Source organism: Zunongwangia sp. HGR-M22 (assembly GCF_027594425.1).
Taxonomy (GTDB): Bacteria; Bacteroidota; Bacteroidia; order Flavobacteriales; family Flavobacteriaceae; genus Zunongwangia.
This window is the reverse complement of the sequence record NZ_CP115159.1, coordinates 1,024,083-1,049,126: the sequence shown is the minus strand read 5'-3', so window position 1 is coordinate 1,049,126 and position 25,044 is coordinate 1,024,083. Positions and strand designations below refer to the sequence as shown.

Below are 25,044 nucleotides of genomic sequence, written 5' to 3'. Positions count from 1 at the left end.
CTTCTAAAGACATGACGATCAATTGCAAAGGCAAGCTTATCGATCTTTCTTCTCCCAAAGTGATGGGAATTTTAAATATTACGCCAGATTCGTTTTTTGAGCATAGCCGAACGCAAACTGAAGGCGATATTCTTAAAAAAGCTGATTTAATGCTGAAGCAAGGCGCCACCTTTATCGATATTGGGGGTTATAGCAGTAGGCCAGATGCAGAGGATGTAGCTGAAGAGGAAGAGATAAACCGAGTAGTACCAGCAATAGAACTTTTGGTAAAAGAGTTTCCTGAAATTTTAATTTCTGTAGATACCTTTAGAAGTAAAGTTGCTGCGGAAGCTATTGAAGCCGGTGCGGCGATGATTAATGATATTGCTGCTGGTAATCTTGATGAAAAAATGATGGCTGTAATTGCGCAATATCAGGCACCATATATAATGATGCATATGCGTGGCACGCCTAAAACCATGAAACAATTAACCGAATATGAGGATTTGGTAAGTGACATCACTTTCTATTTTTCAGAAAAAATTAAACAAGCAAGAGCTTTAGGTATTAACGATCTTATTTTAGATCCCGGATTTGGTTTCGCAAAAACAACCGAACAAAATTTTGAATTATTGAAAAAATCAGATCTTTTTTCAAGCTTCAAACTTCCAGTGCTCATTGGTATTTCAAGAAAAACAATGATCCACAAAACATTGAATATCGATCCAACTGAAGCACTTAATGGTACAACCGTGCTTAATACTTTAGCACTAACCAAAGGTGCATCGATTTTAAGGGTTCATGATGTTAAAGAAGCTATGGAGTCTATAAAATTGGTAGCGCATTTAAGCAAATAATCTTTTATTTTCTATTTTTACATAAAACCTCGCAAATTTGGATATTTTAAGTATTCGCTTCCTGGATATTCTCGATATAGTTCTTATCGCAATTCTGCTGTACTATGTATATAAACTAGTGAGAGGAACGGTTGCGGTAAATATCTTTATAGGTATTGTGATCATCTATCTGGTTTGGAGACTTACGCAACTACTTCAAATGGAACTTTTAAGTAGTGTTTTAGACCAGTTTGTTGGCGTAGGAATGTTTGCTTTAATCGTGGTTTTTCAGCAAGAAATCAGGAAGTTTTTATTGATGATTGGCTCGGCCAATATTACTAAAAACGGACGTTTTTTTAGAAGTTTAAAATTTACCAGAAACGACGATTCTGAGGATGGCGCTACCAAAGTAGATATAATAGTAGATGCCTGCGAATCTATGGGAAGAACAAAGACCGGTGCTTTGATTGTAATTAAGAGAAGTACAAAACTTGATTTCATAAAGAATAGCGGTGATGAGATGAATATAGAGCTAAATCAGCCAATTGTCGAATCGATATTCTTCAAGAACAGTCCGCTGCACGATGGTGCCATGGTGATCGAAGAAAATAAAGTAACTGCTACTCGCGTGATTTTACCGGTTTCTAATGATCGTTCTATCCCACTCCGTTTTGGTTTGCGCCACCGTGCGGCTGTTGGAATTACTGAAAAAACAGATGCTCTGGCTTTAGTAGTTAGTGAAGAAACAGGTCAAATCTCTTATATCCGCGATGGGGAATTTACCATGTTTGAAAGTAATGAAGAACTAAGAGAACGTATTAAAGAAGATTTACGATAAATTTTAATCTACATTTATTTAAGAATCTTTTTTAGGGCAAATATATATTCTCTAAACTAAAATCTAGTTGCTTTATCGCTGCATCGTTTTCTAGTATAACTTCGATATAACTTCCCGCTGTAGGCGCTTCACTTAAATTAATTTGATAAAGATTTTCTACTGAAGCAGAACCATAAGAAATCACCTGATCTTTTTCATTAAATACTTTAATACTATAAAAGTTTTGTGGAGAAGGATCTATTTTAAAATTAATGAAATTAGCGCGATTATCTGTTCCTCTTCGTACAATATCTTTTAGGATTCTTCTAGAAAGTTTTCTGTCTAAAACCTCCTGTTCACTCAATTTTACGCTAGATTCTTCTAGTTTCTTGGTAATTCTTTTATCAATTTCAACTTGTAATTTAGAAAGTTCTGTAGGCGTTAAAATGCTAAGTTTTGCATTCTCTGGATGCTCTTTGAGGAAATTTTCACCGCTACGCTCTACGAAATTATCGATACGTGCATAAGCTTTATTTTGCTGATTGGGCGTAAAATAGCTTAAACTACCTGAAATCGTAATACTTTTGGCTTGCCGGCTTGGAGTTTCTAAAACGATCTCTTTGGATTTTCTTGAAGAATATTCATCAATTCTAGAAGTACCAATAAGCTGCAATACTTCGCCTTCATCGTCTACCACATTAAGATTCTGTAATTTTATCAGATGATTTTTGTCTAATTTAATACCGTTTACAGAAGTAAGGATTTTAAGCTGATTAACCGCTTTATCCCTCGTATCATCTGCAAAAACCGTCGTCCTGATTTCTTGGATATCCTGGACAAAAACATGAAATTCTTGTGCCATTATTTGACGACAAAACACCATACTTATAAATACAAAAAACAAAAGATTTTTCATCCTGAATAATTTAAGGAAGTGGGATATTTTTTAAATCGAGCTCCACTTTATCGAGAGCATCGGGATGCTCATACATAATTTCTAAACGCGTATTTTCGTCTGGTGCTTCAGCTAAATACACCACAATTTTTTCATGCGCATAAGAATATCCAGTATTTATTTTTTCGCCTTTGCCATTAAAAATATAGAATCTGAATATTTTATTTTTAGGATCTTTTTTGTAAAAAAATAAATGGCTTCCCTTATCCTCGTAAGAAAAATAGAAAAGAGTTTCTACAAAGCGCTCAGCTTCTTCCAACGCGCTTCCTATATCAAGATTTTCATGTAATTTTTCTATATAAGGTTTGTACCCCGATTGACCTCGTAACTCTTTTAATGTTTCAAAATCAAGTAAAATTAATTTAGCTTCTTTATCCAAATGAGATAAAAAATTAACCTCTTTTTTTTGCAATAGATTTTCAATAGATAGTAAAGAGTTTTTCTCTTTCGAAACGCTAAAATGTTGTATTACTGCGGAAAGTTTTTCTATAGACGTAGCATCTCTTGATGGTGCCTGAAGATTAAAATTAACATATCTGCTTCTGCTCCACTGCCCTTCATTAGGATAGCTACTATGCCAACCCAAACTTTTGCCCGTATTATCTAAAGCTGAATTTACTTTTTGAACTCGTAAAAAATGTAGACCATCTTCTTCAAAATTGTCAACCTCCATTTTTAATCTTAACAAACTTTCTTTAGATCCATTGTACCGAAACTCCTCGATAGCATTTAAATTTACGCCTTGCGAGAATCCAGGATTTATGATCCCAAAAAGTAAAACGGTTAAAGTAATAATGATTTGAAATCTCATTTTTGAAGAGATGCACTGAATCAGCTTATAATCTGAATGTTTCATTTTTTCAAAACTTCAAGATGGTTTTAAATACAACGCACATTTTATTGAAAATTGTCATTTTTACCTAAAAAAATCAACTCCATCAAAACCTTAGCAAGTAAGAAATTAAATTGTCGACTAAAAAAAGGATTTATATTGATTCTTCAGCCATAAACTGAACTTCATAGAGTTTACGATAATGACCATTTTCTTTAAGCAATAATTCATCGTGAGTTCCCATTTCTACAATTTCCCCACTATCCATTACCATAATTTTATCGGCTTTCTTAATTGTTGCCAATCGGTGAGCAATAACAATCGAAGTTCTGCCTTTTGTTATTTTATCGGTGGCATCTTGGATAAGCTGTTCGCTATACGTATCTACTGAAGATGTCGCTTCGTCTAGAACCAGAATACTAGGATTACTTACATACGCTCTTAAAAAAGAAATTAATTGGCGTTGTCCCGAACTGAGCATCGCACCGCGTTCTTTCACGTTGTAATTATAGCCATTTGGCAAACTGCTAATAAAATCATGGATTCCAATTTGTTTAGCTGCGTTAATTACATCTTCTTCAGAAATTTGCGGATTATCAAGTTTGATATTGTGCATAATAGTATCAGCAAACAAAAATACGTTTTGAAGAACTACAGCAATTTCAGCTCTTAAAGATTTTAAGGTTGCTTGCTTAATATCTATACCATCTACTGAAATTGTTCCGCTATCGATCTCATAAAACCTATTCAGTAAATTAATGATTGTAGATTTACCGGCTCCGGTTGCTCCAACAATAGCAATAGTTTCACCAGCTTTTGCGCTAAAGTTTACGCCACGCAATACTTCCTCACCTTCTACATAACTAAATCGAACATTATCAAATTTGATATCTCCTTTGATCAATTTAAATTCTTTTTTTCCATTATCTGTAATGGTAGAATCTGTATCCAAAATCCCGAAAACACGATTAGCTGCGACCATCCCCATCTGTAGGGTATTAAACTTATCGGCAATTTGGCGTAATGGTCTAAATAACATTTGTGATAACTCTATAAAAGCTATGATCACACCAAGAGTAATATTCGGGTTATCATTTACAGCCTGTAATCCCCCAAACCATACAATAAGACCCACAGTGATAGAGGTAGACATCTCTGCAATTGGGAAAAAGATAGAGTTATACCAAACAGTAGTTACCCAGGCTTTACGGTGCTTATCATTGATATTTTTGAAATTTTCGTATTCGGCTTTTTCGCGATTAAAAAGCTGGACTATCTTCATTCCGGTAATACGCTCTTGCACAAAGGTATTTAGGTTGGCAACTTGTGTACGAACTTCCTCAAAAGCAATTTTCATCTTCTTTTGAAACACCCTAGTAGCATAAATAATAAATGGTAATACCGTAATGACCAAAAGTGTTAACTGCCAGCTTTTATAAAACATAAATCCTAAAACGACCAGCATCTTTAAAAGATCACTGATAATCATAAAAAGACCCTGACTAAAAATACTCGATATAGTCTCTATATCACTAACAGCGCGTGTTACCAAACGACCTACAGCAGATTTATCATAATACTTCATTTTAAACTGAAGCATATGTTTAAATAAATTCACTCGAAGATCACGAACTACATTTTGACCTAGCAGGTTGGCAAAATAGATAAAGAAAAATTGTGAAGTTACCTCCAAAATTAAAAATCCGAGCATCAAAGAGATATAGAAAATTAAATTCCCATTATCTTTTGGTGTGATCGAATCATCTATGGTAACCTGCAATAAATAAGGTCTTGCAACGGCAAAAAATGATAATAATATAGCGGTTATCGCTACAAAATAAAATGTTGATTTGTAGGGTTTAGTATATCTAAGCAAACGCTTAAAAAGATCAAAATCAAATGCATTTCCGGTTTTAGAGGCCATCAAAAAGTGCTGTTTTAGGGTATTCTATTTTGGTTAAATATAAACCGTGAGCAGGAACCGAAGTTCCAGCCATACTTCTGTCTTCACTTTTAAGAATTTCTTTCAAAAATTCAACTGAATTTTTACCATATCCAATTTCTAATAATGTTCCAACAATAGCTCTTACCATATTTCTTAAAAAACGATCTGCCGTAATATGAAATATTAATTGATTATTGGTTTCTTCCCAAAATGCTTCAGTAATGTTACAATTATACGTTTTTACATCGGTTCGGCTTTTTGAAAAGCACTTAAAATTAGTGTAATCTTTCAGCATAGCAGCAGCACGGTTCATTTCTTCAACATCCAGTCGATTTATAAGATAATAAGCAAGATTGATCTTGAAAGGATCTTTAAAATTTACAATATGATATTCATAACTTCTACTGGAAGCATCAAAACGTGCATGGGCTTCAGGCTGAACCTGGAATATTTGCTGAATCGAAATATCTTTTGGTAAAAGAGAATTCAGTTTAAACTGAAGTGTTTTTTCATCAAATTTCAGCTCGGCATCAAAATGAGCAAATAATTGTCTGGCATGAACTCCTGCATCGGTTCTACCCGCTCCTACCACTTCTATATCTTGCTGAAGTATTCTGGAAAGTGCCTGCTGGATTACCTGCTGAACGCTTATAGCATCTGGTTGAATCTGCCAACCGTGATACGCAGTTCCCAAATAGGCTAAATCTATAAAATACCTCAAAGCTAAACTGAATTTTCTAAATTTGCAGCGTACAAAGATAAGGTATTTATTCTGCTAAATTGTACTTAAGCGAAAGCTTTAACCCTTGAAATAAAAGCTATTTTGAAAAAAATTTTATTATTAAGCGATAACCATAGTTATATTGATGATCGTATTATTCATTACGCCAAGCAAGCTGACGAAATTTGGCACGCGGGTGACATCGGAGATTTAAATGTTACTGATAAACTACAAGCCACCGGCAAACCGCTTATTGGTGTGTATGGCAATATTGATAATGCTGAAGTTAGAAAAGAATTTCCACTGCATCAACGTTGGATGTGCGAAGATGTGGATGTCTGGATGACGCATATTGGTGGCTATCCCAAAAAATACAATCCTGCAGTTAGAGAAGAGATTCAGCAAAATCCGCCTAAATTATTTATTTGCGGCCATTCTCACATTTTAAAAGTAATGATGGATAAAGACCTGGGATTATTACATATGAATCCCGGAGCGGCAGGAAAACACGGCTGGCATAAACAGCGTACCATGCTAAGATTTACAATCGACGGCAAAGAGATTAAAGATTTGGAAGTTATAGAACTGGCGGGTAAATAGTTTTTAATCGATAACTTCAGTTGGCAGTGTTGATGGATAACATAAAAAATACGCAGTTAAAACGTCCAATATTAACTTTAGTTTCAGCAAAAACTATTTGTTATTAAACAATTGAAAATAAAAAAACCCGAAGTCTTCACTTCGGGTTTTTAACGCACTAATACTACTAAGATTATAGGCTTATCGTAATCGGTCTACAGATTTTACAAGATCTTCGTCCTTTTTGATGGCTTTATTCGCCAGAACTAGAAAAACGATAGAAATGATAGGAAGAAACATCCCAATACCCTTCTCTGAAATATTCATTTCTCCGGGTAAGCTTAGTGACCAATAAACAAACACTCCTAGTAAAAAAAAGTTTAATAATATATTGATACGCCCCAATACAAATTGAAGCTTTCTATTTTTAAACATAAAAATACTCACCAAAGATAATAATCCAGAAGCAATAAACATAATAAATACGGTTAATTGATCCTGAGCGTATATTGCGCTACCTTCAGCATTTTGCCATAGAGCAAATAAAAATATAAGCCCAAGGCTAACTATTGCTGCGATTAATAAATAAACTGTTTGTATACGTTGTAGCATTTTCTCTTCGATCTGGCGACAAAAATAAAATAAAGTTTTCAGAAAAAAAGGATTATTTTATAAATAAAGTTGTATAATTGCAATCACATTTCGTAACCAGTTCTTTACAGGTTACTTATGACTCCAAAAATATTTCTATTCTTCCAAGAGAAGTTGATCATTCAATCCAAACAAAATTTATTCTTGACTATTCATGTTTGAAATTTCTGAATTAAAAGCTAAAAAACTACCTGAACTTCAGGAGATTGCTAAATCCCTAAACGTTCCAAAGTTTAGAAGTCTTAAAAAATTAGATCTAGTTTACCAAATACTGGATTATCAGGCTGCTAACCCAAAGAAAACTCAAGAAGCACTCCAAGAAGAAAAGGCCGAAGAGAAAACAACCGAAGATAAGCCAAAAAGACCAAGAAAAAAAATTGGCAGTGACAAGAAACCTGGTAGACCTAAAAAAGAAGAAGTAAAATCTTCAGAAAAAAAGGATGAGGCGGTCACTAAAGATACAACAGACAAACCCAAGCCTTCTGCGCCTAAGCAGCATAATAAGGAGCAAAAGAAAGATAAGGAGCAGGATTCGCTTAAAAGCAACGATAATTCTTCTAAGAGTAATAATCGCGGAAACAATAATCGCAAGGATACCAGAAACACTCCTAACAACAGAAAAGATAATCGAAATAACGATAATAATAATAATCACAAAAGTGGTGGTAATCGCGACAACCGCAATCGCTACCGCGAACCAGATTATGAATTTGACGCTATTATCGAAAGTGAGGGTGTATTAGACATCATGCAAGACAACTACGGTTTCTTAAGATCCTCAGACTATAACTACCTTACTTCTCCAGATGATATTTATGTATCACAATCTCAAATTCGTTTATTTGGATTAAAAACAGGTGATACCGTATTAGGGCAAATTAGACCTCCAAAAGAAGGTGAAAAATATTTCCCATTAATCAAGATTAGTAAAATTAACGGCTTAGATCCTCAAGTAGTTAGAGATCGTGTTTCTTTTGAGCATCTTACACCGCTTTTCCCAAAAGAGAAATTCAACTTAGCCGAAAAGCAAAGCTCTATTTCAACCAGAGTAATGGATATGTTTGCTCCTATAGGAAAAGGACAGCGTGGCATGATCGTTTCTCAACCAAAAACGGGTAAAACGATGTTACTAAAGGATATCGCCAATGCTATTGCAGCGAATCATCCTGAAGTTTATCAAATAATCCTTCTAATCGACGAACGTCCTGAAGAGGTTACCGATATGCAGCGTAACGTCCAAGGAGAGGTTGTTGCTTCTACTTTTGATAAAGAAGCACACGAACATGTTCGTGTAGCTAATATTGTTTTAGAAAAAGCAAAACGCCTTGTAGAATGTGGTCACGATGTAGTAATTTTATTAGATTCTATTACTCGTCTTGCCAGAGCATACAACACCGTACAACCAGCAAGTGGTAAAGTTTTAAGTGGTGGTGTTGATGCGAATGCATTACACAAACCAAAACGTTTCTTTGGTGCTGCTCGTAATATTGAAGGTGGTGGTTCTCTTTCTATAATTGCAACGGCCTTAACAGAAACAGGTTCTAAAATGGATGAGGTGATCTTTGAAGAATTTAAAGGTACTGGTAATATGGAACTTCAATTAGATCGTAGAATTTCTAATAGAAGAGTATTCCCTGCTATCGATCTTATTTCTTCAAGTACGCGTCGCGATGATCTTTTATTAGATGAAAATACCATCCAACGCATGTGGATAATGCGAAAATATCTTGCCGATATGAATCCTGTAGAAGCTATGGAATTTATTCAGCAAAAGATTAAACAAACAAATAACAATGAGGAGTTTCTTATTAGCATGAACGGCTAATCACATAATTCTCCTATTTTTTATAATAAAAGCGGCTAAGATTAGCCGCTTTTTTATTGTTCGCAATTATGTGTATAGTTGATAAAATTCTTGTTACTTTAGACCTACGATGATATGATATGGATACTAAAAACTCAAAAATATTACTAGTAGAGGACGATGCCAAAGTTTGTTCTTTTATTAATAAAGGACTTACTGAAGAAGGTTTTGAAATGAGTATCGCTCTAAATGGTAAAGAAGGATACCAAATGGCTACTACAAACGAATTTGATCTTCTTATACTTGATATTATGCTACCGGAAATGAATGGCATGGAAATCTGCAAAGCTATTCGTGAAGAAAATAACCAGATTCCTATCCTATTTCTCACCGCTTTAGGAAGTTCAGAAAATATCGCTATGGGATTAGATAGCGGGGCAGATGATTACCTTGCCAAACCATTTAAGTTTATCGAACTTACAGCTAGAGTTAAAAGTTTATTACGTCGATCTAAGAATTTCAACCTAATTACACCAGATGACAGTTTTAATTTTGCTGACGTTAAGCTGAATGACACTTCTAAAACAGTTACCAGAAACGATAAAAAGATTGCCTTAACAACTACCGAATACAAATTATTATTAGCTTTCTTAAAAGCGCCAGGTAGAGTTATCTCACGTACAGAATTATTGGAAAACGTTTGGGGCGTTAATTACGATATTGGCACAAACGTGGTTGATGTCTACGTTAACTACCTGCGTAAAAAACTTGAAAAAGACAACAACAGTAGACTAATACATACTATTATTGGTATGGGCTATGTTTTAAAAATAGACGATGAAGACACAGAATAAAATTATTCTTTTTCTTACTTCTATATTTCTAGCTTATATTCTAGTTTTTAGTGGCTTCATCTACTTTTCTATTAGTGATTATTCTTACACCGATTTTTATAAGCGACTAGAAATACGGGCCATTACAATGGCAAAAATCGAATTGGAAGACGATCAGGATATTAACGCTGTTAAAGAAATTAGGCAGGATTTTCTAGAAGAATTACCTAATGAAAAAATTACTATTATCGATCTTCAAAAGTTCGATATACATACAAATTCTAATTTAAGTCTTTCAAAATCTTTTTTAGAAGACATCGTTTCACAGGAAAGGGCATACTTCAAAGAAAACAATACATTTTATTCAGGAATCAAATATCACAATCGCGGTAAAGATTATCTGGTTATTGTTTCTGCTGAAAATTACTATAATACGCATCATATTGTATATCTAAGAAACCTGCTTTTGATAGCGCTGTTAATTTCTATCTTGATTATTATTTTTATTGCGTGGTTCTTTTCTAGGAAGGTTTTACAACCAATACAATCCATTATTGGTGACATGAAAAAAATTAATACTGAAAATTTAAATTTTCGACTTAAAGAAACCGAAGATAACGAAGAACTTCGCAGCCTTACTGCCACCTTTAACAATATGCTTAATAGATTAGAAACTTCATTTGAAACCCAGAAGAACTTTATAAGCAATGCCTCTCACGAATTAAATACTCCTTTAACCTCCATTATTGGAGAAGCTGAAGTTACTCTTGCTAAAGAAAGAGCTAAAGAAGAATACATAGTTTCCCTAAATACGATACTAGAAGAAGCCGGAAAGCTCGACAAGAAGACAAAAGCTTTGCTGTTTTTAGCTCAAACCGGCTACGACGGAAAAGCACAGACGCTTAGCCCGCTTCGCATTGACGAGTTAGTTATAGACGTTAAAGAAACAGTTGAAAAAATATATCCAGAAGCTGTAATTCATTTGGATTTTGATTTATTACCCGAAAATCCCGAAAAACTTTCCGTTAATGGTAACGGTCAATTATTACACCTAGCAATTTCTAACGTAGTGATGAACGCTTGTAAATATTCTAACAATGAAAAAGTGATTTTTGCACTTTCAGCTTCAGATAATGAAGTTATAATTAGAGTTGAAGACCAAGGCATAGGTATTCCTGAAGCTGATCTTCCTTATATTTTCGATCCATTTTTTAGAGCAAGGAACACAGAAAATTTTCATGGCTACGGGATTGGTCTCCCTCTTAGTCGCAACGTGATTAAAATGCACAAAGGTAGTTTAATAGCACATTCCAAAACAAGCCGCGGAACATCCATAGAAATTAGACTACCTATAGGATTCTAATTCTAATGCAATTTTAATCTGTTATTAATCTATCTCTAACAATCAAACAATAAGTTTGTTGCGAATCAAATCATAATATAAAAGATTTTGGTTGTTAGTTAATAGGTTAATTCTCGGCTAGGGTGATCTCTGTTATTCTTTCATTATAATTTTGCGTTCACTTCTAATACTCTTAACATTTGGTTACCCTTCGCCGGGAATTTTAAAAAATCTATTTTCTGAAAGAACAAGCTAGAATAACAAATATTTCAGGAAGAAAAAGCATGCAACCAGCTGCGCTTTTTTCAAAATCATTAAAGACAAATATTTCTAAAAAAGAAAACCCTACTGTAAAACAGCAGGGTTTTGAGAGCGGGAGACCGGGTTCGAACCGGCGACATTCAGCTTGGAAGGCTGACGCTCTACCAACTGAGCTACTCCCGCCTAAAGCGATTGCAAATATAAATTAGTTTTGTAGTTTTCTCCAAATTTTTCATGAATATTTTTTTGTAAATGGTCTTCAACTCAAAACAGCGGTTTGATTCATCTTCATAATTAAGATTTAAAAGTCTTACCTACCACTACTAGATGACTTAGTAAGTTGAAATTCAAAAATAATTTTATCGACATCCCATAATTCAAATTTCACAATTACAATAAAGATTTTCAAAACGTTCTTTAAATCTGAAAAATCCATCTATTATAGACTGCTGCGTAACTGTGATAGCAAAAGATAATCTTCTTCTAAAATCCTGTTAAATGAAAGCTTCAAATTTTACTTTTCTTCAAAATTAATCCTATTTTTATGTGATAATAATTTTTTTGAAAAGAAAGCATAATGAAAGATAAACCAGGAAAAATTCAGGATAAAATAGACGCTAAATTTCTAGAAGAACGTAAAATATTCTTGTGGGGGCCTGTAGACGATAAATCTGCAAAGCATGTTATAGACCGTTTACTTTATCTTGATTTGGAAGGAAAAGAAGAAATTCAACTTTACATCAACAGCCCAGGTGGATATGTAACCGATGGTTTTGCCATTTATGATACCATCCAGGCGATTGAAGCTCCAGTATCTACTATTTGCACAGGACTTGCTGCATCTATGGGTTCTATTCTACTTTCTGCGGGTAAAAAAGGAAGACGCTTTATACAACCTCATGCTAAAGTAATGATTCATCAACCATCTGGTGGCGCAAGAGGTCAGGCTTCAAATATTGAAATTCAAGCTACTGAAATTTTAAAAACTAAAGAACTGAGTGCTGAGATTCTAGCTAAAAACTGTGGCCAAAGTGTAGAAAAAGTAATGAAAGATTTTAATCGTGATTACTGGATGGACGCTAAAGAATCTCTTGAATATGGCATTATAGATGATATTTTGAAGTAAAAGCGATGGAAAAGCCTATAAAACATAAGGACAATGATCGAATGGGCATGTTTTACTTGGAAGGTGAAAAAGGTATTATTGCTGAACTTACTTACACCAAGAAAAACGAACATGTGATCACTGTAGATCATACTGAAGTAAAAAGACAATTTGAAGGTCAAGGCATAGCCACAAGATTGGTTAAAGAAGCTGTGAAATTTGCAAGAGATAATAATTTAAAAATTGATCCGCTTTGCCCTTTTACTGAAGTTATGTTTGATAGAAATCCAGAATATTCTGATGTTAGAGCATAAAAAGAAAGCCTCGAAATAAAAATTCGAGGCTTTCTTTTATAATTTTAATTCTATTTTTTTAAGCTTTTTTACTATTTAAATACGAGCTGCTTTCTAGGTATTCCTCATAACTTTTGTTTATATAAACTACAGAGTTACCTTTGATAGTATTGATTATTTTCTTAGAAATAATTCTTGGCACTGCAGGACATCCATAACTACGGCCAGCCCTACCTCTACTAGTCACAAAACTTTCATTAACATAATCAGAACCATGAATTACTACGTAACGCTTTCTAGCATTGCTATTAAATCCTTTTTCCATACCATCAATAAAAAGTGAAAGTCCGTTTTTACCATAATACGTTTCACCAGTAACATAAAAACCTAAACTACTTTTATGACTGTTTACTGCATTTGAAAAACTTTTAGCAAACTCCCATCCCGAATTTTTACCATGCGAAGTGTACGTATTAAAAAGCACATCTTGATTTTCCATGTCTAAAACCCAGAATCTTTTCTTTTTAGAAGATAGATCGAAATCTATAATTGTAAGTAATTTATTTTTAACTCTTCCTTCATCTTCCAATTTGTAGTAACCTTTCATAGCGTTTTGAAAAGCCTCTACTTTTGGCATACTTTCATTTTTATCTTTAAAAGTGTCGTAAAGCATTCCTACTTTTTCTTCAAAGGAAAGTTCTGTCTTCTCAATTTCAAAATGATCTAATTCAGCTAATAAATTTTCATCTTTTGTTAAATGAAGTTCGGTGCTTGGGGTAGAACCCGAAAAGGCCGTTGAAAACATTAAAATTACCGCTACAGCCATCAATCTTCTCGTCATACAGGTGTGTTTGTTAATTTTTTCTAAATATTTTGCCAACATACAAAAAATAATAAACCCTAACAATTTATAGGATAATTATTTGATGTTTACCATTTTATCTCTTGAAATCAAAAGAGACACGAATGAATTTTATTAACGTTGATTTTAATGAAATATTACAAAAGCTGCGCCAAGAAATGTTAAATTTCGAATTACGAAGCTCTTAATTTCTTTCCAATATCGAATTCTTATGATTTTATAACGTTTTCGTAAAGTTTTATTCTTAGTTGTCAATTTTATTCGTCAAAAAGTGCTTAACTTTAATAAAACATTAAGGTCAGAGCATTTATCAAAAATTTATTTTGTTTTTATATTTATCAAAAATTTACACCAAACAATGAATAAGAAGGTATTATTAATGATTTTGGACGGTTGGGGACAAACTCAAAATGCAGAAGTTTCTGCCGTAGCAAAAGCCAAAACTCCATTCATAGACGAAATTTCAGAAAAATATCCTCACGCACAACTTAGAACTGACGGTATGAACGTTGGTCTCCCTGAAGGACAAATGGGTAATAGTGAAGTTGGCCACATGAATTTGGGTGCCGGTCGTGTAGTATACCAGGATCTTGTAAAAATAAACCAGGCAGTAAAAAATGAATCCCTTATAGAGGAGCCTGCTTTACGTGAAGCTTTTGAATATGCCAAGAAAAACGATAAGCCTATACACTTTATGGGGCTTTTAAGCAATGGTGGTGTTCATTCACATATCAATCATATAAAAGGACTTTTAACCGCTGCTGAAAACTACGGAATAAAGAATAAATATCTGCACGCATTTACAGATGGGCGTGATGTAGATCCACATTCAGGAAAAGGTTTTGTAGAAGAAATCCAACAACATTTAGATAAAACTAATGGAGAATTAGCTTCTATTATTGGACGCTATTTTGCGATGGATCGTGATAAGCGTTGGGAACGTGTAGAAAAAGCTTACGACCTGATTGTTAAAGGAGAAGGTAAGAAAACACAAGATCCAGTACAGGCTGTACAAGAAAGTTATGATAACGATATAAGTGATGAATTTATAGAGCCTATCGTTGTGACTAAAAAAGATGGCACGCCTGTTGCTAAATTAAATGAAAAGGACGTAGTGATATTTTTCAATTTTAGAACAGACCGTGGACGCCAACTTACTCAGGCATTAAGTCAAGACGACTTCCCGGAGTATGAAATGAAGAAAATGCCATTTTATTACGTTACTTTAACAAAATATGATGACAGCTTTGAAAATATCAATGTGATTTTCAAAAAGGATAACATTAAAAGTACCCTAGGAGAAGTTCTGGAGTATGTCGGTAAAAAGCAAATCAGAATTGCTGAAACTGAAAAATATCCACATGTAACTTTTTTCTTTTCTGGTGGTCGAGAAGAACCTTTTAAAGGAGAAAGTAGAATTATGTGTAATTCTCCAAAAGTTGCTACTTACGACTTGCAACCAGAAATGAGTGCTTATGAAATTAGAGATAAAATTATTCCTGAATTGAATAAAAAATCGGCTGATTTTATTTGCTTAAACTTTGCAAATCCAGACATGGTTGGTCACACAGGAGTTTTTGAGGCTGCCGTTAAAGCCTGCGAAACAGTAGATGAATGTGCTAAAGACGTTTGCACAGCTGCTATGGATAATGATTACTCAGTAATTGTTATTGCAGATCACGGTAACAGTGAAACAATGATTAATGAAGATGGTTCACCAAATACAGCGCATACTACGAATCCAGTGCCTTTAATTCTTTTAGATAAAGATATTAAAGAAATTAAAAGTGGTAAATTAGGTGATATTGCGCCAACAATATTAAAATTAATGGGGATAGAAAAGCCAGAATTAATGACGCAAGATTCCCTTGTAGATTAAATCAAAACATAATGATAAAATTTATTCCATTTCTAGCTGCCGTACTTTTAGGGTGCGGCAGTATAGTAAATAGTAATAGCAAGAATAGCACCGGTACGGCAGAAAATACGACCGTTCAGCAAAGTATGCTTCTAGGAAAGTTCGAAAAAGCTGATCTTATGCAAAAGCCTTATTCTTCGTGGTTTGAGCCTCGCTACAAACAGTTTTCACCACAAGAGGATGCTATGGCTACCATCAAAGAAAATATTAATGATTACGAGATTAAAATCTTTATGGGTACTTGGTGTGGTGATAGCAAAAGAGAAACTCCAAGATTTTTTAAAATTTTGGACGAGGCGAATTACGACATGAGCAAATTGGAAGCTGTAGCGGTAGATTATAGCAAATCTACTCCAGAAAAATACGAAGAGAAAGTAAATCTAAATCGCGTTCCGACCATGATATTCTATAAAAATGGTAAAGAAGTAAATCGATTTGTAGAATTTGCTCAGAAAAGTTTAGAAGAAGATATCGCTAAAATCGTTAGCGGAGAAGATTACGCCAATTCTTACGCCGAATAAATAAGTATTTAAAAACGGATAATTAGCTGTTATTCATTTAATTTTGCTGAACGTTATGCCCCCTACACTAACAATAGCGATAGATTTTGATGGTACTATTGTAGAAAATAAGTACCCAGACATAGGAAAGCCCTTATTGTTTGCTTTTGAAACATTAAAAAAGCTTCAAGACGATGGGCATAACCTTATTCTATGGACTTACCGTAAAGGCTCACGTTTAGATGAAGCCGTAAGCTTTTGTAAAAAAAATGGTATTGTATTCTATGCCATTAATAAAAGCTATCCTGAAGAAAATTACGATGAAAGTTTAAGTCGGAAGATTTTAGCAGACATTTTTATTGATGATCGTAATATTGGTGGCATGCTTGGTTGGGGAGAAATATATCAAATGCTCTCTAGCGACGAATCTAGCAAAGCAAAACAAACTAGTAAAAAGAAAAAAAGCCGATTTTTCGGTAGATTATAAAGATTAATACTGATGATTATACCTAAGACAAGGGAAGAGATTGAATTAATGCGTGAAAGCGCACAAATCGTATCGAAAACTCTTGGTATGTTAGCGCCAGAGGTAAAACCTGGAGTAACTACCTTACAGTTAGATAAACTGGCTGAAGAGTTTATTAAAGACCATGGAGCCCACCCTGGCTTTTTGGGAATGTATGATTTCCCAAATTCATTATGTATGAGTCCTAATGCGCAAGTAGTGCACGGGATTCCTAGCGATACTCCCCTTGAGGAAGGTGATATTATTTCTATTGATTGTGGTGCTTTAAAAAATGGTTTCTACGGAGACCATGCCTATACTTTCGCAGTTGGAGAAATTGCCCCTGAAACACAAAAACTCTTGGAAGTAACTAAAGAATCACTTTATATAGGAATAAGAGAATTTAAAGCCGGCAATCGCGTCGGTGATGTTGGCTATGCCATTCAGAAATATACTGAAGACCATGGCTACGGAGTTGTTCGTGAGCTTGTTGGCCACGGCCTTGGCGCTAATATGCATGAAGACCCTGAAATGCCGAATTATGGCAAACGAGGTCGAGGAAAAAAGTTTGTAGAAGGAATGGTCGTTGCGATCGAGCCTATGACTAATTTAGGTACACGTCGTATAAAACAGCTTCCCGATGGCTGGACTATTTTAACTGCAGATAATAAACCAAGTGCTCATTTTGAACATGACGTAGCTTTAATTGACGGCAAACCGGAGCTGTTGTCTACCTTCAGTTATATCTATGATGCTTTAGGCATAGAGAGTAATGAAGAAGATGAATTTAGAGCAAAAACCTATGATTAAAAATTTCAGAGGAGAGGTTTGGAAAACCCTACACAAAGAAGAATGGGAAGACCGTTTTGTCTACAAAGTATCTAATTACGGTAGACTGGTAAGCTTCCTTAAAAACAAAGAAGAAGGCGAATTAATGCGTGGTGGCCGTGTTGGCGGTTACCTCAATTTCGCTGTAAAGTTGAAGTCTGGAAAATCCAAGACATATTACATACACCGTATAGTAGCAGAATTATTTCTGGATAAAAAAGAAGGTGATAAGTATGTGATTCATAAAAACTTTGAAAAAGACGATAATCGCGTCGAAAATATTGCTTGGGCTACTAAAGAAGAGTGGGTAGCACATCAATATAATAGCCCTAGTGTAAAAGAAAACAAGAAAAAACGGAAGCTTAGAAAAGTAACGTCGTATTCTAAATTAACTTATGCACAAGCTGTTATTCTTAAAAAGAAACTTTTAGATCCAAACAGAAAAACAAGAATTCGGGTTCTTGCGAAACAGTTTGGTGTTTCAGAAATGCAGTTATACCGAATTAAATCTGGCGAGAATTGGGGAGATATCGAAGTTTAGATTCGATATAAAATCCCTATAAAAGCCTATAATTTCAATATCTTTGGCTCCGGAAAGATATTAATTAATGAAAAAGCTTTTTAAAAAAATTCTCAATACAGTCCCAAGACCGTTATTAATACGTCTTAGCTATTTTGTTAAGCCTTTTTTGGTACTAACCTTAAAGGGTAATACTTACACAGATCCTATTGATGGTAAAAGCTTCAAAAAGTTTTTACCTTACGGCTACGAGCATCAAAGGGAAAATGTATTGTCGCCTTCTACCTTATCATTAGAACGTCACAGGCTTTTATGGCTATATTTAAAGCAAGAAACTAATTTCTTTAAAGCCGATATCAAGGTATTACATTTTGCTCCTGAACAGGCTTTCTATAAAAGATTCAGAAAACTAAAGAATCTTGATTATACCACAACAGATCTTAACTCGCCATTAGCAGATGTAAAAGCTGATATCTGTAATTTACCATTCAAAAATGGCCAATATGATTTTATATTATGTAATCACGTATTGGAGCATATTCCAGATGATACGAAAGCCATGCAGGAAATTTTCCGCGTTCTAAAGCCTGGTGGAACCGCAATTTTACAAATTCCGCAAGAATTAGATAGAGCAACTACTTTTGAAGATGATAGTATCACCGATCCTAAAGAAAGAACACGCATTTTTGGACAATACGACCATGTACGTGTCTACGGTAGGGATTATTTCGACAAACTAAGAAGCATAGGCTTTAGCGTTGATGAAGTCGATTATACCGATGAAATTTCTTCAGAAGAAGTTGATAAATATCGTTTAGCTAAAGGAGAAATTATTCCCGTTTGCAAAAAGGTTTAATCGAGTAAAACTTTACTAAAACCTTCTGAAGTATACACCTTAGTTGAATCATTTTCAGCATAAATAAGATATACATCGATATTATCTAATTTCGCTGCAACTTTTTTAGACTTTTCTAAACCAAGAGCCATAAATGCTGTGGCATAACCATCAGCCAACATACAATTTTCAGCAAGTACAGATACACTTAACAAATTACTTCTTTCTGGTTTACCCGTAAGCGGATTTATAGTATGTACAAATCGTTCTCCAGTAATAGAATCTATTCTAAATTTTCTATAATTACCAGAAGTAGCCATGGCCTTATTTTTAAGCTCTAATGTTGCCTGAAAGGTTCTTTCACCTTCTTCCTGTCTTGGGTCGTCTATGGCCACGACAAAAGGTTTCTGTTTAGTGATATGCTCTCCCCTACTTACTAATTCTCCACCCAATTCAATTAAATAGTTCTTTACCCCAAGATGATCAAAAAATTCGGCGATAACATCTAATGTGTATCCTTTTGCGATCGCATTAAAATCGAGATAAATTTCAGGATCTTGCTTTATAATTTTTCCTTCAGAAGATAACTGAATTTTATCTAAGCCAACATATTTCAATAATGAATCTATTGTTTGATCTTGCAAACGCTCTAAACGTTTATCCGGTCCAAAACCATAGGCATTAACCAAATTTCCAACCGTTGGATCAAAATATCCATCGGTTTCCTCATAGATCTTTTTAGACCCTTTGAAAACTCTTTTAAAGTTCTCGTCTACTATAATAGAATCTACTCCTTTATTTATAAGTGTAATATCTGAATCTTTCCAGTAAGTACTCAAAGACTTATTGATAACCTGAAAAATACTATCAAGACCTTTATCAACTTTTAAATCTTCTTTACCGGTAAAGATTTTAATATGATAGGTAGTTCCTAATGCAGATCCCGAGTAATTCTTTTCTTCAAATTCGTTTCCCTCACATCCAATTAATAATAGGCCAATTATTATTGTTAGTACTGTAAATTTAAACTTCTTGCCAACCATCATAGTTTATTATATAATTATCATCGTGAGTTACTGGTAATTCGTAATCTTTAGCATTTGCGATTCCTACCCCGGCATAAAAAGCACGAGCCTCAAATTTAGACGCATGATCTTTCATGGTTTCCATATAGATTCTATCCATAACTTTAGGATTCTTAGGATACTGAATAGCCCGAACAACAACAAAATGAAGCTTTTTATTTTTTAAAGCTACAAATTGCGGATTTGCTTTTATACTACTATTTACGCCAAGAAATTCGTATCCATTCTTCTCCAAATCTTCCCCAACTACATTCATTGCAAGGTTATGTAGTTCTTGTTTTGTCAATTCGTTCGCCATAGTACAAAATTACAAATAGATGCCTAAAGCTACACCAATTGGACATAAAAAAAGCCGACTAAAATTAGTCGGCTTTTTTATACTATTAATTAAGGATTAACCTCCAAAATCATCGAATCTTACATTCTCTCTTGGAACTCCAAAATCTTCGGTCATCTTCTCCACTGCTTTGTTCATCAATGGTGGCCCACAGAAATAATATTCTATTTCCTCTGGTTCGTCATGATGACTTAAATAATTATCTATCACTACTTGGTGAATAAATCCTACAAATCCGTCTCCTTCACCGTCGATACCTTCTTTTACTTTCCAGTTATCCTCTTCCATGGGTTCTGAAAGGGCAAGATAAAATTTGAAGTTAGGAAAATCTCTTTCTAATGCTCTAAAATGTTCTGTGTAAAACAATTCACGCTTAGAACGACCACCATACCAATAAGTCACTTTTCTTCCAGTTTTAACTGTACGGAAAAGGTGATAAAGGTGAGAACGCATTGGTGCCATACCGGCTCCACCACCTACATAAAGCATTTCTGCCTCACTTTCGTTAATAAAGAATTCACCGTAAGGACCTGAAATTGTTACTTTATCTCCTTTTTTCCTTGAGAATATATAAGAAGAAGCAATACCAGGATTTACAGACATCCAATCGTTTTTACCACGATCCCATGGCGGGGTAGCAATACGAACGTTCAACATAATTTCGCGTCCTTCCGCAGGATAAGAAGCCATAGAGTAAGCACGCTCTACAGTTTCATTATTCTTCATCACTAATGGCCATAAATTAAATTTATCCCACTCAGCCTGGAATTTATCCGGAGTTTCATGTTCTTCCGGGTGCGCTGTGATATCGATATCTTTATAAGGAATTTCACATTTAGGAATTTCAATCTGGATATAACCACCAGCTTTGTAATCCATATCCTCTGGAATCTCTACTACAAATTCTTTAATGAAAGAAGCAACATTGTAATTTCTCACTACAGTAGCTTCCCATTTCTTGATACCAAATACTTCTTCAGGAATCTGAATTTTCATATCCTGCTTTACTTTTACCTGGCATCCAAGTCTCCACCCATCAGCTATTTCTTTACGGGTAAAATGCGGCTCTTCTGTAGGTAAAAGTGTTCCTCCTCCTTCTTTAACGATACACTTACACTGAATACATGTACCACCTCCACCACAGGCAGATGGAAGGAAAAGCTTTTCTGAGCCTAAAGTTCCTAAAAGTGTTCCACCTGAACTTACTTCTAGATCTTTTTCTCCGTTTACATTAATTTTAACAGGTCCCGAAGGTATTAGCTTCGCTTTAGCTCCTAAAAGGATAGAAACTAAAAGAAGAACCAAAATTAAGAATACAACGATACTTGCAATTATAACTGTCATTGTTGTTGTTTTTCTTTTATAATTTAATACCCATAAAACTCATAAATCCTATTGCCATTAATCCGGTAATGATAAATGTAATACCAAGACCTTTTAATGGTGCAGGAACATTAGAGTAGGTTATTTTCTCTCTAATAGCAGCGATAGCTATAATAGCAAGGAACCACCCGATTCCACTACCTAAACCATAAGTTACTGCTTCTCCAATTCCTCCAAAATTCTTTTGTTGCATAAAAAGAGATCCTCCTAAAATCGCACAGTTTACTGCGATAAGTGGAAGAAATATCCCTAAAGCACCATAAAGAGCAGGAGCAAATTTTTCAACAATCATCTCTACTAATTGTACCATAGATGCAATAACTGCAATAAACATGATAAAACTTAAGAAACTAAGATCTACGTTTGCATATTCTGGACTTAGCCATGCCAATGCACCAGGACTTAATAAGTATTGATCTAATAGAAAGTTGATAGGCACCGTTACAGTAAGTACAAAGATAACTGCCGCTCCAAGACCAACAGCCGTATTCACTGTTTTTGACACTGCTAAATAGGAACACATTCCTAAGAAGTAGGCAAAAATCATATTTTCTACGAAAATACTTCTAACAAATAAATTTATATATTCCATAATAATATATTTCGCTGTTGTTATTTATTCTTCGATTAGTTTACGGTTTCTTGCACGTTGTGCCCAAATAATAATCCCAACAATGATAAGCGCCATTGGTGAAAGAAGCATCAACCCGTTATTTTCGTAACCTAACGCATACAATCCAGTAGATTCTGCCATAGTTGGTGCTTTATGCCCTAAAACTTCAAATCCAAAAAGTTTGCCAGAACCTAACAATTCTCTAAAGAATGCTACCAAAATTAGTATAAAACCATATCCTGCACCGTTTCCTATACCATCAAGGAAAGATTTGTAAACTCCATTTCCTAAAGCAAAAGCCTCTAAACGTCCCATTACAATACAGTTGGTAATAATCAAACCAACGAAAACTGAAAGTTGCTTACTAACATCATAAGAGTAGGCTTTTAAAACCTGATCCACTAATATTACAAGAGAAGCTACTACTACAAGTTGTACGATAATTCTAATTCGGTTAGGAATCAAATTTCTAATTAAAGAAACAATTACGTTAGAAAAAGCAACTACTACAATTACAGCTAATGCCATTACTAAGGCAGGTCGTAATTGAACAGTAATCGCTAATGCAGAACAAATACCTAATACCTGAACGGTAATCGGGTTATTGTCATCAAACGGATCTGATAATAATTTTCTGTTATTCTTAGACAGAAAATGTTCTTTCTCTTCTGAACTTGATAAGAACAGAATCATTTCATCTTTTTTCTTCTCAGCAGCACTTTTAGTCGACTCTGTAGAAGTTTTTGTGTTATCTGTCTTCATAATTATTTAGTTGCTACTTTAACGTCAGTTTGTTGCTTAAAATAAGGAAGATAATGCTTAAGTCTTTCTGAAATCATATCTGAAACTCCGTTTCCGGTAATAGTAGCTCCAGAAATAGCATCCACCTCATTATTATCCTTACTAGAACTTGCGTTACCACCTTTTACAACAGACACACCAACTAAATTTCCGTTTTCATCGAAAATCTTTTCATCAGCAAAACGCTCCTGAAACCATGCCTGTGTAATCTCTGCACCTAAACCAGGTGTTTCTCCTTTATGATCAAATACAGCTCCTTTGATGGTATTTACATCATCTTTTAAAGAAATATACCCCCAGATTGCGTCCCAAAGACCTTTACCTCTAAGTGGTACAATATAATATTTAGCACCTTCTATATTAGCAATGTACAAAGGGTATATCTGCTCGCTTACTGGTTTACGTAATTCTTTGGTAAGATCTACTTCAAAAGCGTCTGCAGATTTATCAACAGAACCATCTTCGGTTAAAGAAATTGTTTCTGTTATATACTTATCATATAAGGCCTGCGCGCTATCTCTACTAGTTTGTATACCTACAGTAGCAAGAATATTCTGCATTTTTTCATTACGAACATTTTCTGTCTGCAATGGTTTAAGCGAGGTCGCTGTAAATGCAAGTACACTGGCTACTACCAACACCATAATAATGGCGAATAGAAAGGTATAACCGTTAGTATTTGTTTTATTAACTGTTTTCTCTTCCATAATAACTAAGCTGTTTTCACTTGTTGTTCTTTAACTGTAGCTAATCTTTTCTTTCTCTTCTTCACATTGCCCTGGATCACGTAGTGATCGATTACCGGCGCAAATACGTTCATTAATAAAATAGCCAACATAATACCTTCTGGATAGGCGGGATTGAAAATTCGAATCATTACTGCAAACAATCCGATTAAAAATCCATATATCCATTTCCCTTTCATGGTTTGTGATGCAGAAACAGGATCAGTAGCCATAAATACAATTCCAAAAGCCAAACCTCCTATTACAAGATGGTTATACCAAGGGAAATTTGTAAGAGGATTTCCTTCTATACCTAAAGATGGTAGTGAATTAAAAATTAATCCCATTACAGCTGCTCCGGCAAAACCACTTAAAATTATTCTCCAGCTTCCTACTTTTGTAAGTATTAGCAATAAAGCTCCTGCCAAAATACATATTGTAGATGTTTCGGCAACAGAACCTGGTATTAAACCAGAGAACATATCTAGTGTGCTATAAGGAACATCTGTATCTGAAGCTAACTTCCCTAGGATAGTTTCTCCAGAAACTCCATCTACTTCATAAGCATTATGAACCCAAACAGTGTTACCAGACATATAAGTTGGGTATGCAAAAAATGCAAAAGCACGAGCTGTTAGCGCAGGGTTTAGAATATTCATCCCTGTTCCTCCAAAAGCTTCTTTACCTATTATTACTGAAAAAACTACAGAAACACCAACCATCCAAAGCGGTATATCAATTGGCATTACCATAGGAATAAGTAAACCAGTAACTAAGTAACCTTCGTTTACCTCGTGACCTCTATAAATTGCAAAAGCAAACTCGATACCAAGACCTATAACATAAGAAACTATGATCATAGGTACAATTTTAGCAGCTCCTTCTAAAAACGCATCCATAAAAGGAACGCCATCTGCATATTCTGGTAATTGATGTAGGTATTGATAACCTCCATTCCACATACCAAAGATCAAGGCTGGAATTAAAGCCAATACCACTGTTATCATTGTTCTTTTTAAATCTACACCATCACGAATGTGAGCACCAGTTTGAGTGGTGTGATTGGGTGTAAATAAAAAAGTATCAAGAGCATTTACGGCAGGGGCATATTTTTCAAGCTTTTTCCCTTTACCGAAAGGCTCTTTAAATTTATCTAATCGTTGTCTTATCCATTCCATA

General features: G+C 34.6%; 27 protein-coding genes and 1 tRNA gene. 14 read left to right on the top strand and 14 right to left on the bottom strand.

Translation table 11 applies throughout. The annotated features are described in order from the left end of the window. Positions 1-11 precede the first annotated feature (11 nt). On the top strand, positions 12-836 hold the full coding sequence (gene folP, locus PBT91_RS04600) for a dihydropteroate synthase (protein WP_270060611.1): 825 nt from the start codon (positions 12-14) through the stop codon (positions 834-836). 37 nt (positions 837-873) lie between these two features. Continuing rightward, positions 874-1,653: a diadenylate cyclase CdaA gene (cdaA, locus tag PBT91_RS04595; protein WP_270060610.1), complete on the top strand. Its 780-nt coding sequence runs from the start codon at positions 874-876 to the stop codon at positions 1,651-1,653. A 31-nt stretch (positions 1,654-1,684) separates the two neighbouring features. Here the strand turns inward: cdaA and PBT91_RS04590 are convergent, their stop codons facing one another. The 4 genes from PBT91_RS04590 to truA form a co-directional block, all read right to left on the bottom strand. Continuing rightward, complete coding sequence (locus PBT91_RS04590) at positions 1,685-2,494, bottom strand: hypothetical protein (RefSeq protein WP_270060609.1); 810 nt, start codon at positions 2,492-2,494, stop codon at positions 1,685-1,687. Between the two features lie 64 nt (positions 2,495-2,558). Next, positions 2,559-3,398 (bottom strand): hypothetical protein, encoded by an 840-nt coding sequence (locus PBT91_RS04585; RefSeq protein WP_270060608.1) that lies wholly within the window; start codon positions 3,396-3,398, stop codon positions 2,559-2,561. Positions 3,399-3,573: 175 nt separating this feature from the next. After that, positions 3,574-5,343 (bottom strand): ABC transporter ATP-binding protein, encoded by a 1,770-nt coding sequence (locus PBT91_RS04580; RefSeq protein ID WP_270060607.1) that lies wholly within the window; start codon positions 5,341-5,343, stop codon positions 3,574-3,576. After that, positions 5,333-6,085 (bottom strand): tRNA pseudouridine(38-40) synthase TruA, encoded by a 753-nt coding sequence (gene truA, locus PBT91_RS04575; protein WP_270060606.1) that lies wholly within the window; start codon positions 6,083-6,085, stop codon positions 5,333-5,335. The genes PBT91_RS04580 and truA overlap by 11 nt, the downstream gene beginning before the upstream one ends. 102 nt (positions 6,086-6,187) lie before the next feature. Here truA and PBT91_RS04570 point away from each other — a divergent pair, with 102 nt between their 5' ends. Continuing rightward, entirely contained in the window at positions 6,188-6,685 is a 498-nt protein-coding gene (locus PBT91_RS04570) for a metallophosphoesterase family protein (RefSeq protein ID WP_270060605.1), read from the top strand. A gap of 180 nt (positions 6,686-6,865) precedes the next feature. Here the strand turns inward: PBT91_RS04570 and PBT91_RS04565 are convergent, their stop codons facing one another. Continuing rightward, entirely contained in the window at positions 6,866-7,276 is a 411-nt protein-coding gene (locus PBT91_RS04565; protein WP_270060604.1) for a DUF4293 domain-containing protein, read from the bottom strand. A gap of 193 nt (positions 7,277-7,469) precedes the next feature. Here PBT91_RS04565 and rho point away from each other — a divergent pair, with 193 nt between their 5' ends. From rho to PBT91_RS04550, 3 genes are all read left to right on the top strand, one after another. Beyond that, entirely contained in the window at positions 7,470-9,140 is a 1,671-nt protein-coding gene (rho, locus tag PBT91_RS04560; RefSeq protein WP_270060603.1) for a transcription termination factor Rho, read from the top strand. 119 nt (positions 9,141-9,259) lie between these two features. Continuing rightward, on the top strand, positions 9,260-9,973 hold the full coding sequence (locus tag PBT91_RS04555) for a response regulator transcription factor (RefSeq protein WP_270060602.1): 714 nt from the start codon (positions 9,260-9,262) through the stop codon (positions 9,971-9,973). Then, entirely contained in the window at positions 9,957-11,315 is a 1,359-nt protein-coding gene (locus tag PBT91_RS04550; RefSeq protein WP_270060601.1) for a HAMP domain-containing sensor histidine kinase, read from the top strand. The genes PBT91_RS04555 and PBT91_RS04550 overlap by 17 nt, the downstream gene beginning before the upstream one ends. A 350-nt stretch (positions 11,316-11,665) precedes the next feature. On the opposite strand, the gene PBT91_RS04545 is transcribed toward PBT91_RS04550, so the two are convergent. After that, positions 11,666-11,738, bottom strand: a tRNA-Gly gene (locus PBT91_RS04545). Positions 11,739-12,132: 394 nt separating this feature from the next. Here PBT91_RS04545 and PBT91_RS04540 point away from each other — a divergent pair. Continuing rightward, positions 12,133-12,681: a ClpP family protease gene (locus PBT91_RS04540; RefSeq protein ID WP_270060600.1), complete on the top strand. Its 549-nt coding sequence runs from the start codon at positions 12,133-12,135 to the stop codon at positions 12,679-12,681. A gap of 5 nt (positions 12,682-12,686) precedes the next feature. Next, positions 12,687-12,974 (top strand): GNAT family N-acetyltransferase, encoded by a 288-nt coding sequence (locus tag PBT91_RS04535; RefSeq protein WP_270060599.1) that lies wholly within the window; start codon positions 12,687-12,689, stop codon positions 12,972-12,974. A 58-nt stretch (positions 12,975-13,032) separates the two neighbouring features. Here PBT91_RS04535 and PBT91_RS04530 read toward each other — a convergent pair whose 3' ends face one another. After that, positions 13,033-13,794 (bottom strand): murein L,D-transpeptidase catalytic domain family protein, encoded by a 762-nt coding sequence (locus PBT91_RS04530; protein WP_270060598.1) that lies wholly within the window; start codon positions 13,792-13,794, stop codon positions 13,033-13,035. 379 nt (positions 13,795-14,173) lie between these two features. Between PBT91_RS04530 and gpmI the strand changes: the two genes are divergently transcribed. The 6 genes from gpmI to PBT91_RS04500 all read left to right on the top strand — a co-directional run bounded on the left by gpmI (position 14,174) and on the right by PBT91_RS04500 (position 18,942). Beyond that, positions 14,174-15,694, top strand: a complete 1,521-nt coding sequence (gene gpmI, locus PBT91_RS04525) for a 2,3-bisphosphoglycerate-independent phosphoglycerate mutase (protein ID WP_270060597.1) — start codon at positions 14,174-14,176, stop codon at positions 15,692-15,694. Between the two features lie 11 nt (positions 15,695-15,705). Further along, the gene (locus PBT91_RS04520; protein WP_270060596.1) at positions 15,706-16,254 is read left to right on the top strand and encodes a thioredoxin family protein; all 549 of its coding nucleotides are present in this window, start codon (positions 15,706-15,708) and stop codon (positions 16,252-16,254) included. Positions 16,255-16,309: 55 nt separating this feature from the next. After that, positions 16,310-16,720: a BT0820 family HAD-type phosphatase gene (locus PBT91_RS04515; RefSeq protein WP_270060595.1), complete on the top strand. Its 411-nt coding sequence runs from the start codon at positions 16,310-16,312 to the stop codon at positions 16,718-16,720. 12 nt (positions 16,721-16,732) lie between these two features. Then, positions 16,733-17,548, top strand: coding sequence for a type I methionyl aminopeptidase (map, locus tag PBT91_RS04510; RefSeq protein ID WP_270060594.1), 816 nt, complete (start codon positions 16,733-16,735; stop codon positions 17,546-17,548). After that, entirely contained in the window at positions 17,541-18,107 is a 567-nt protein-coding gene (locus PBT91_RS04505) for an HNH endonuclease signature motif containing protein (protein ID WP_270060593.1), read from the top strand. The genes map and PBT91_RS04505 overlap by 8 nt, the downstream gene beginning before the upstream one ends. 67 nt (positions 18,108-18,174) lie before the next feature. Then, on the top strand, positions 18,175-18,942 hold the full coding sequence (locus PBT91_RS04500) for a class I SAM-dependent methyltransferase (RefSeq protein ID WP_270060592.1): 768 nt from the start codon (positions 18,175-18,177) through the stop codon (positions 18,940-18,942). On the opposite strand, the gene PBT91_RS04495 is transcribed toward PBT91_RS04500, so the two are convergent. The 7 genes from PBT91_RS04495 to PBT91_RS04465 all read right to left on the bottom strand — a co-directional run bounded on the left by PBT91_RS04495 (position 18,939) and on the right by PBT91_RS04465 (position 25,043). Next, positions 18,939-19,967 (bottom strand): FAD:protein FMN transferase, encoded by a 1,029-nt coding sequence (locus PBT91_RS04495; RefSeq protein WP_270060591.1) that lies wholly within the window; start codon positions 19,965-19,967, stop codon positions 18,939-18,941. The two genes, PBT91_RS04500 and PBT91_RS04495, sit on opposite strands and share 4 nt — an antisense overlap. Further along, a complete protein-coding gene (locus PBT91_RS04490; RefSeq protein WP_270060590.1) occupies positions 19,945-20,304 on the bottom strand; it encodes a Na(+)-translocating NADH-quinone reductase subunit F in 360 nt (119 codons plus the stop codon). Before PBT91_RS04490 ends, PBT91_RS04495 begins: the two co-directional genes overlap by 23 nt. Before the next feature lie 96 nt (positions 20,305-20,400). Beyond that, positions 20,401-21,687, bottom strand: coding sequence for an NADH:ubiquinone reductase (Na(+)-transporting) subunit F (gene nqrF / locus PBT91_RS04485; protein WP_270060589.1), 1,287 nt, complete (start codon positions 21,685-21,687; stop codon positions 20,401-20,403). A gap of 16 nt (positions 21,688-21,703) precedes the next feature. After that, positions 21,704-22,318, bottom strand: coding sequence for an NADH:ubiquinone reductase (Na(+)-transporting) subunit E (gene nqrE, locus PBT91_RS04480; RefSeq protein ID WP_270060588.1), 615 nt, complete (start codon positions 22,316-22,318; stop codon positions 21,704-21,706). Positions 22,319-22,342: 24 nt separating this feature from the next. Continuing rightward, positions 22,343-23,101 (bottom strand): NADH:ubiquinone reductase (Na(+)-transporting) subunit D, encoded by a 759-nt coding sequence (locus PBT91_RS04475; protein WP_270060587.1) that lies wholly within the window; start codon positions 23,099-23,101, stop codon positions 22,343-22,345. A 2-nt stretch (positions 23,102-23,103) separates the two neighbouring features. Further along, complete coding sequence (locus PBT91_RS04470; protein ID WP_270060586.1) at positions 23,104-23,847, bottom strand: Na(+)-translocating NADH-quinone reductase subunit C; 744 nt, start codon at positions 23,845-23,847, stop codon at positions 23,104-23,106. A gap of 5 nt (positions 23,848-23,852) precedes the next feature. Continuing rightward, positions 23,853-25,043: an NADH:ubiquinone reductase (Na(+)-transporting) subunit B gene (locus PBT91_RS04465; RefSeq protein ID WP_270060585.1), complete on the bottom strand. Its 1,191-nt coding sequence runs from the start codon at positions 25,041-25,043 to the stop codon at positions 23,853-23,855. Between the last annotated feature and the right edge of the window lies 1 nt (position 25,044).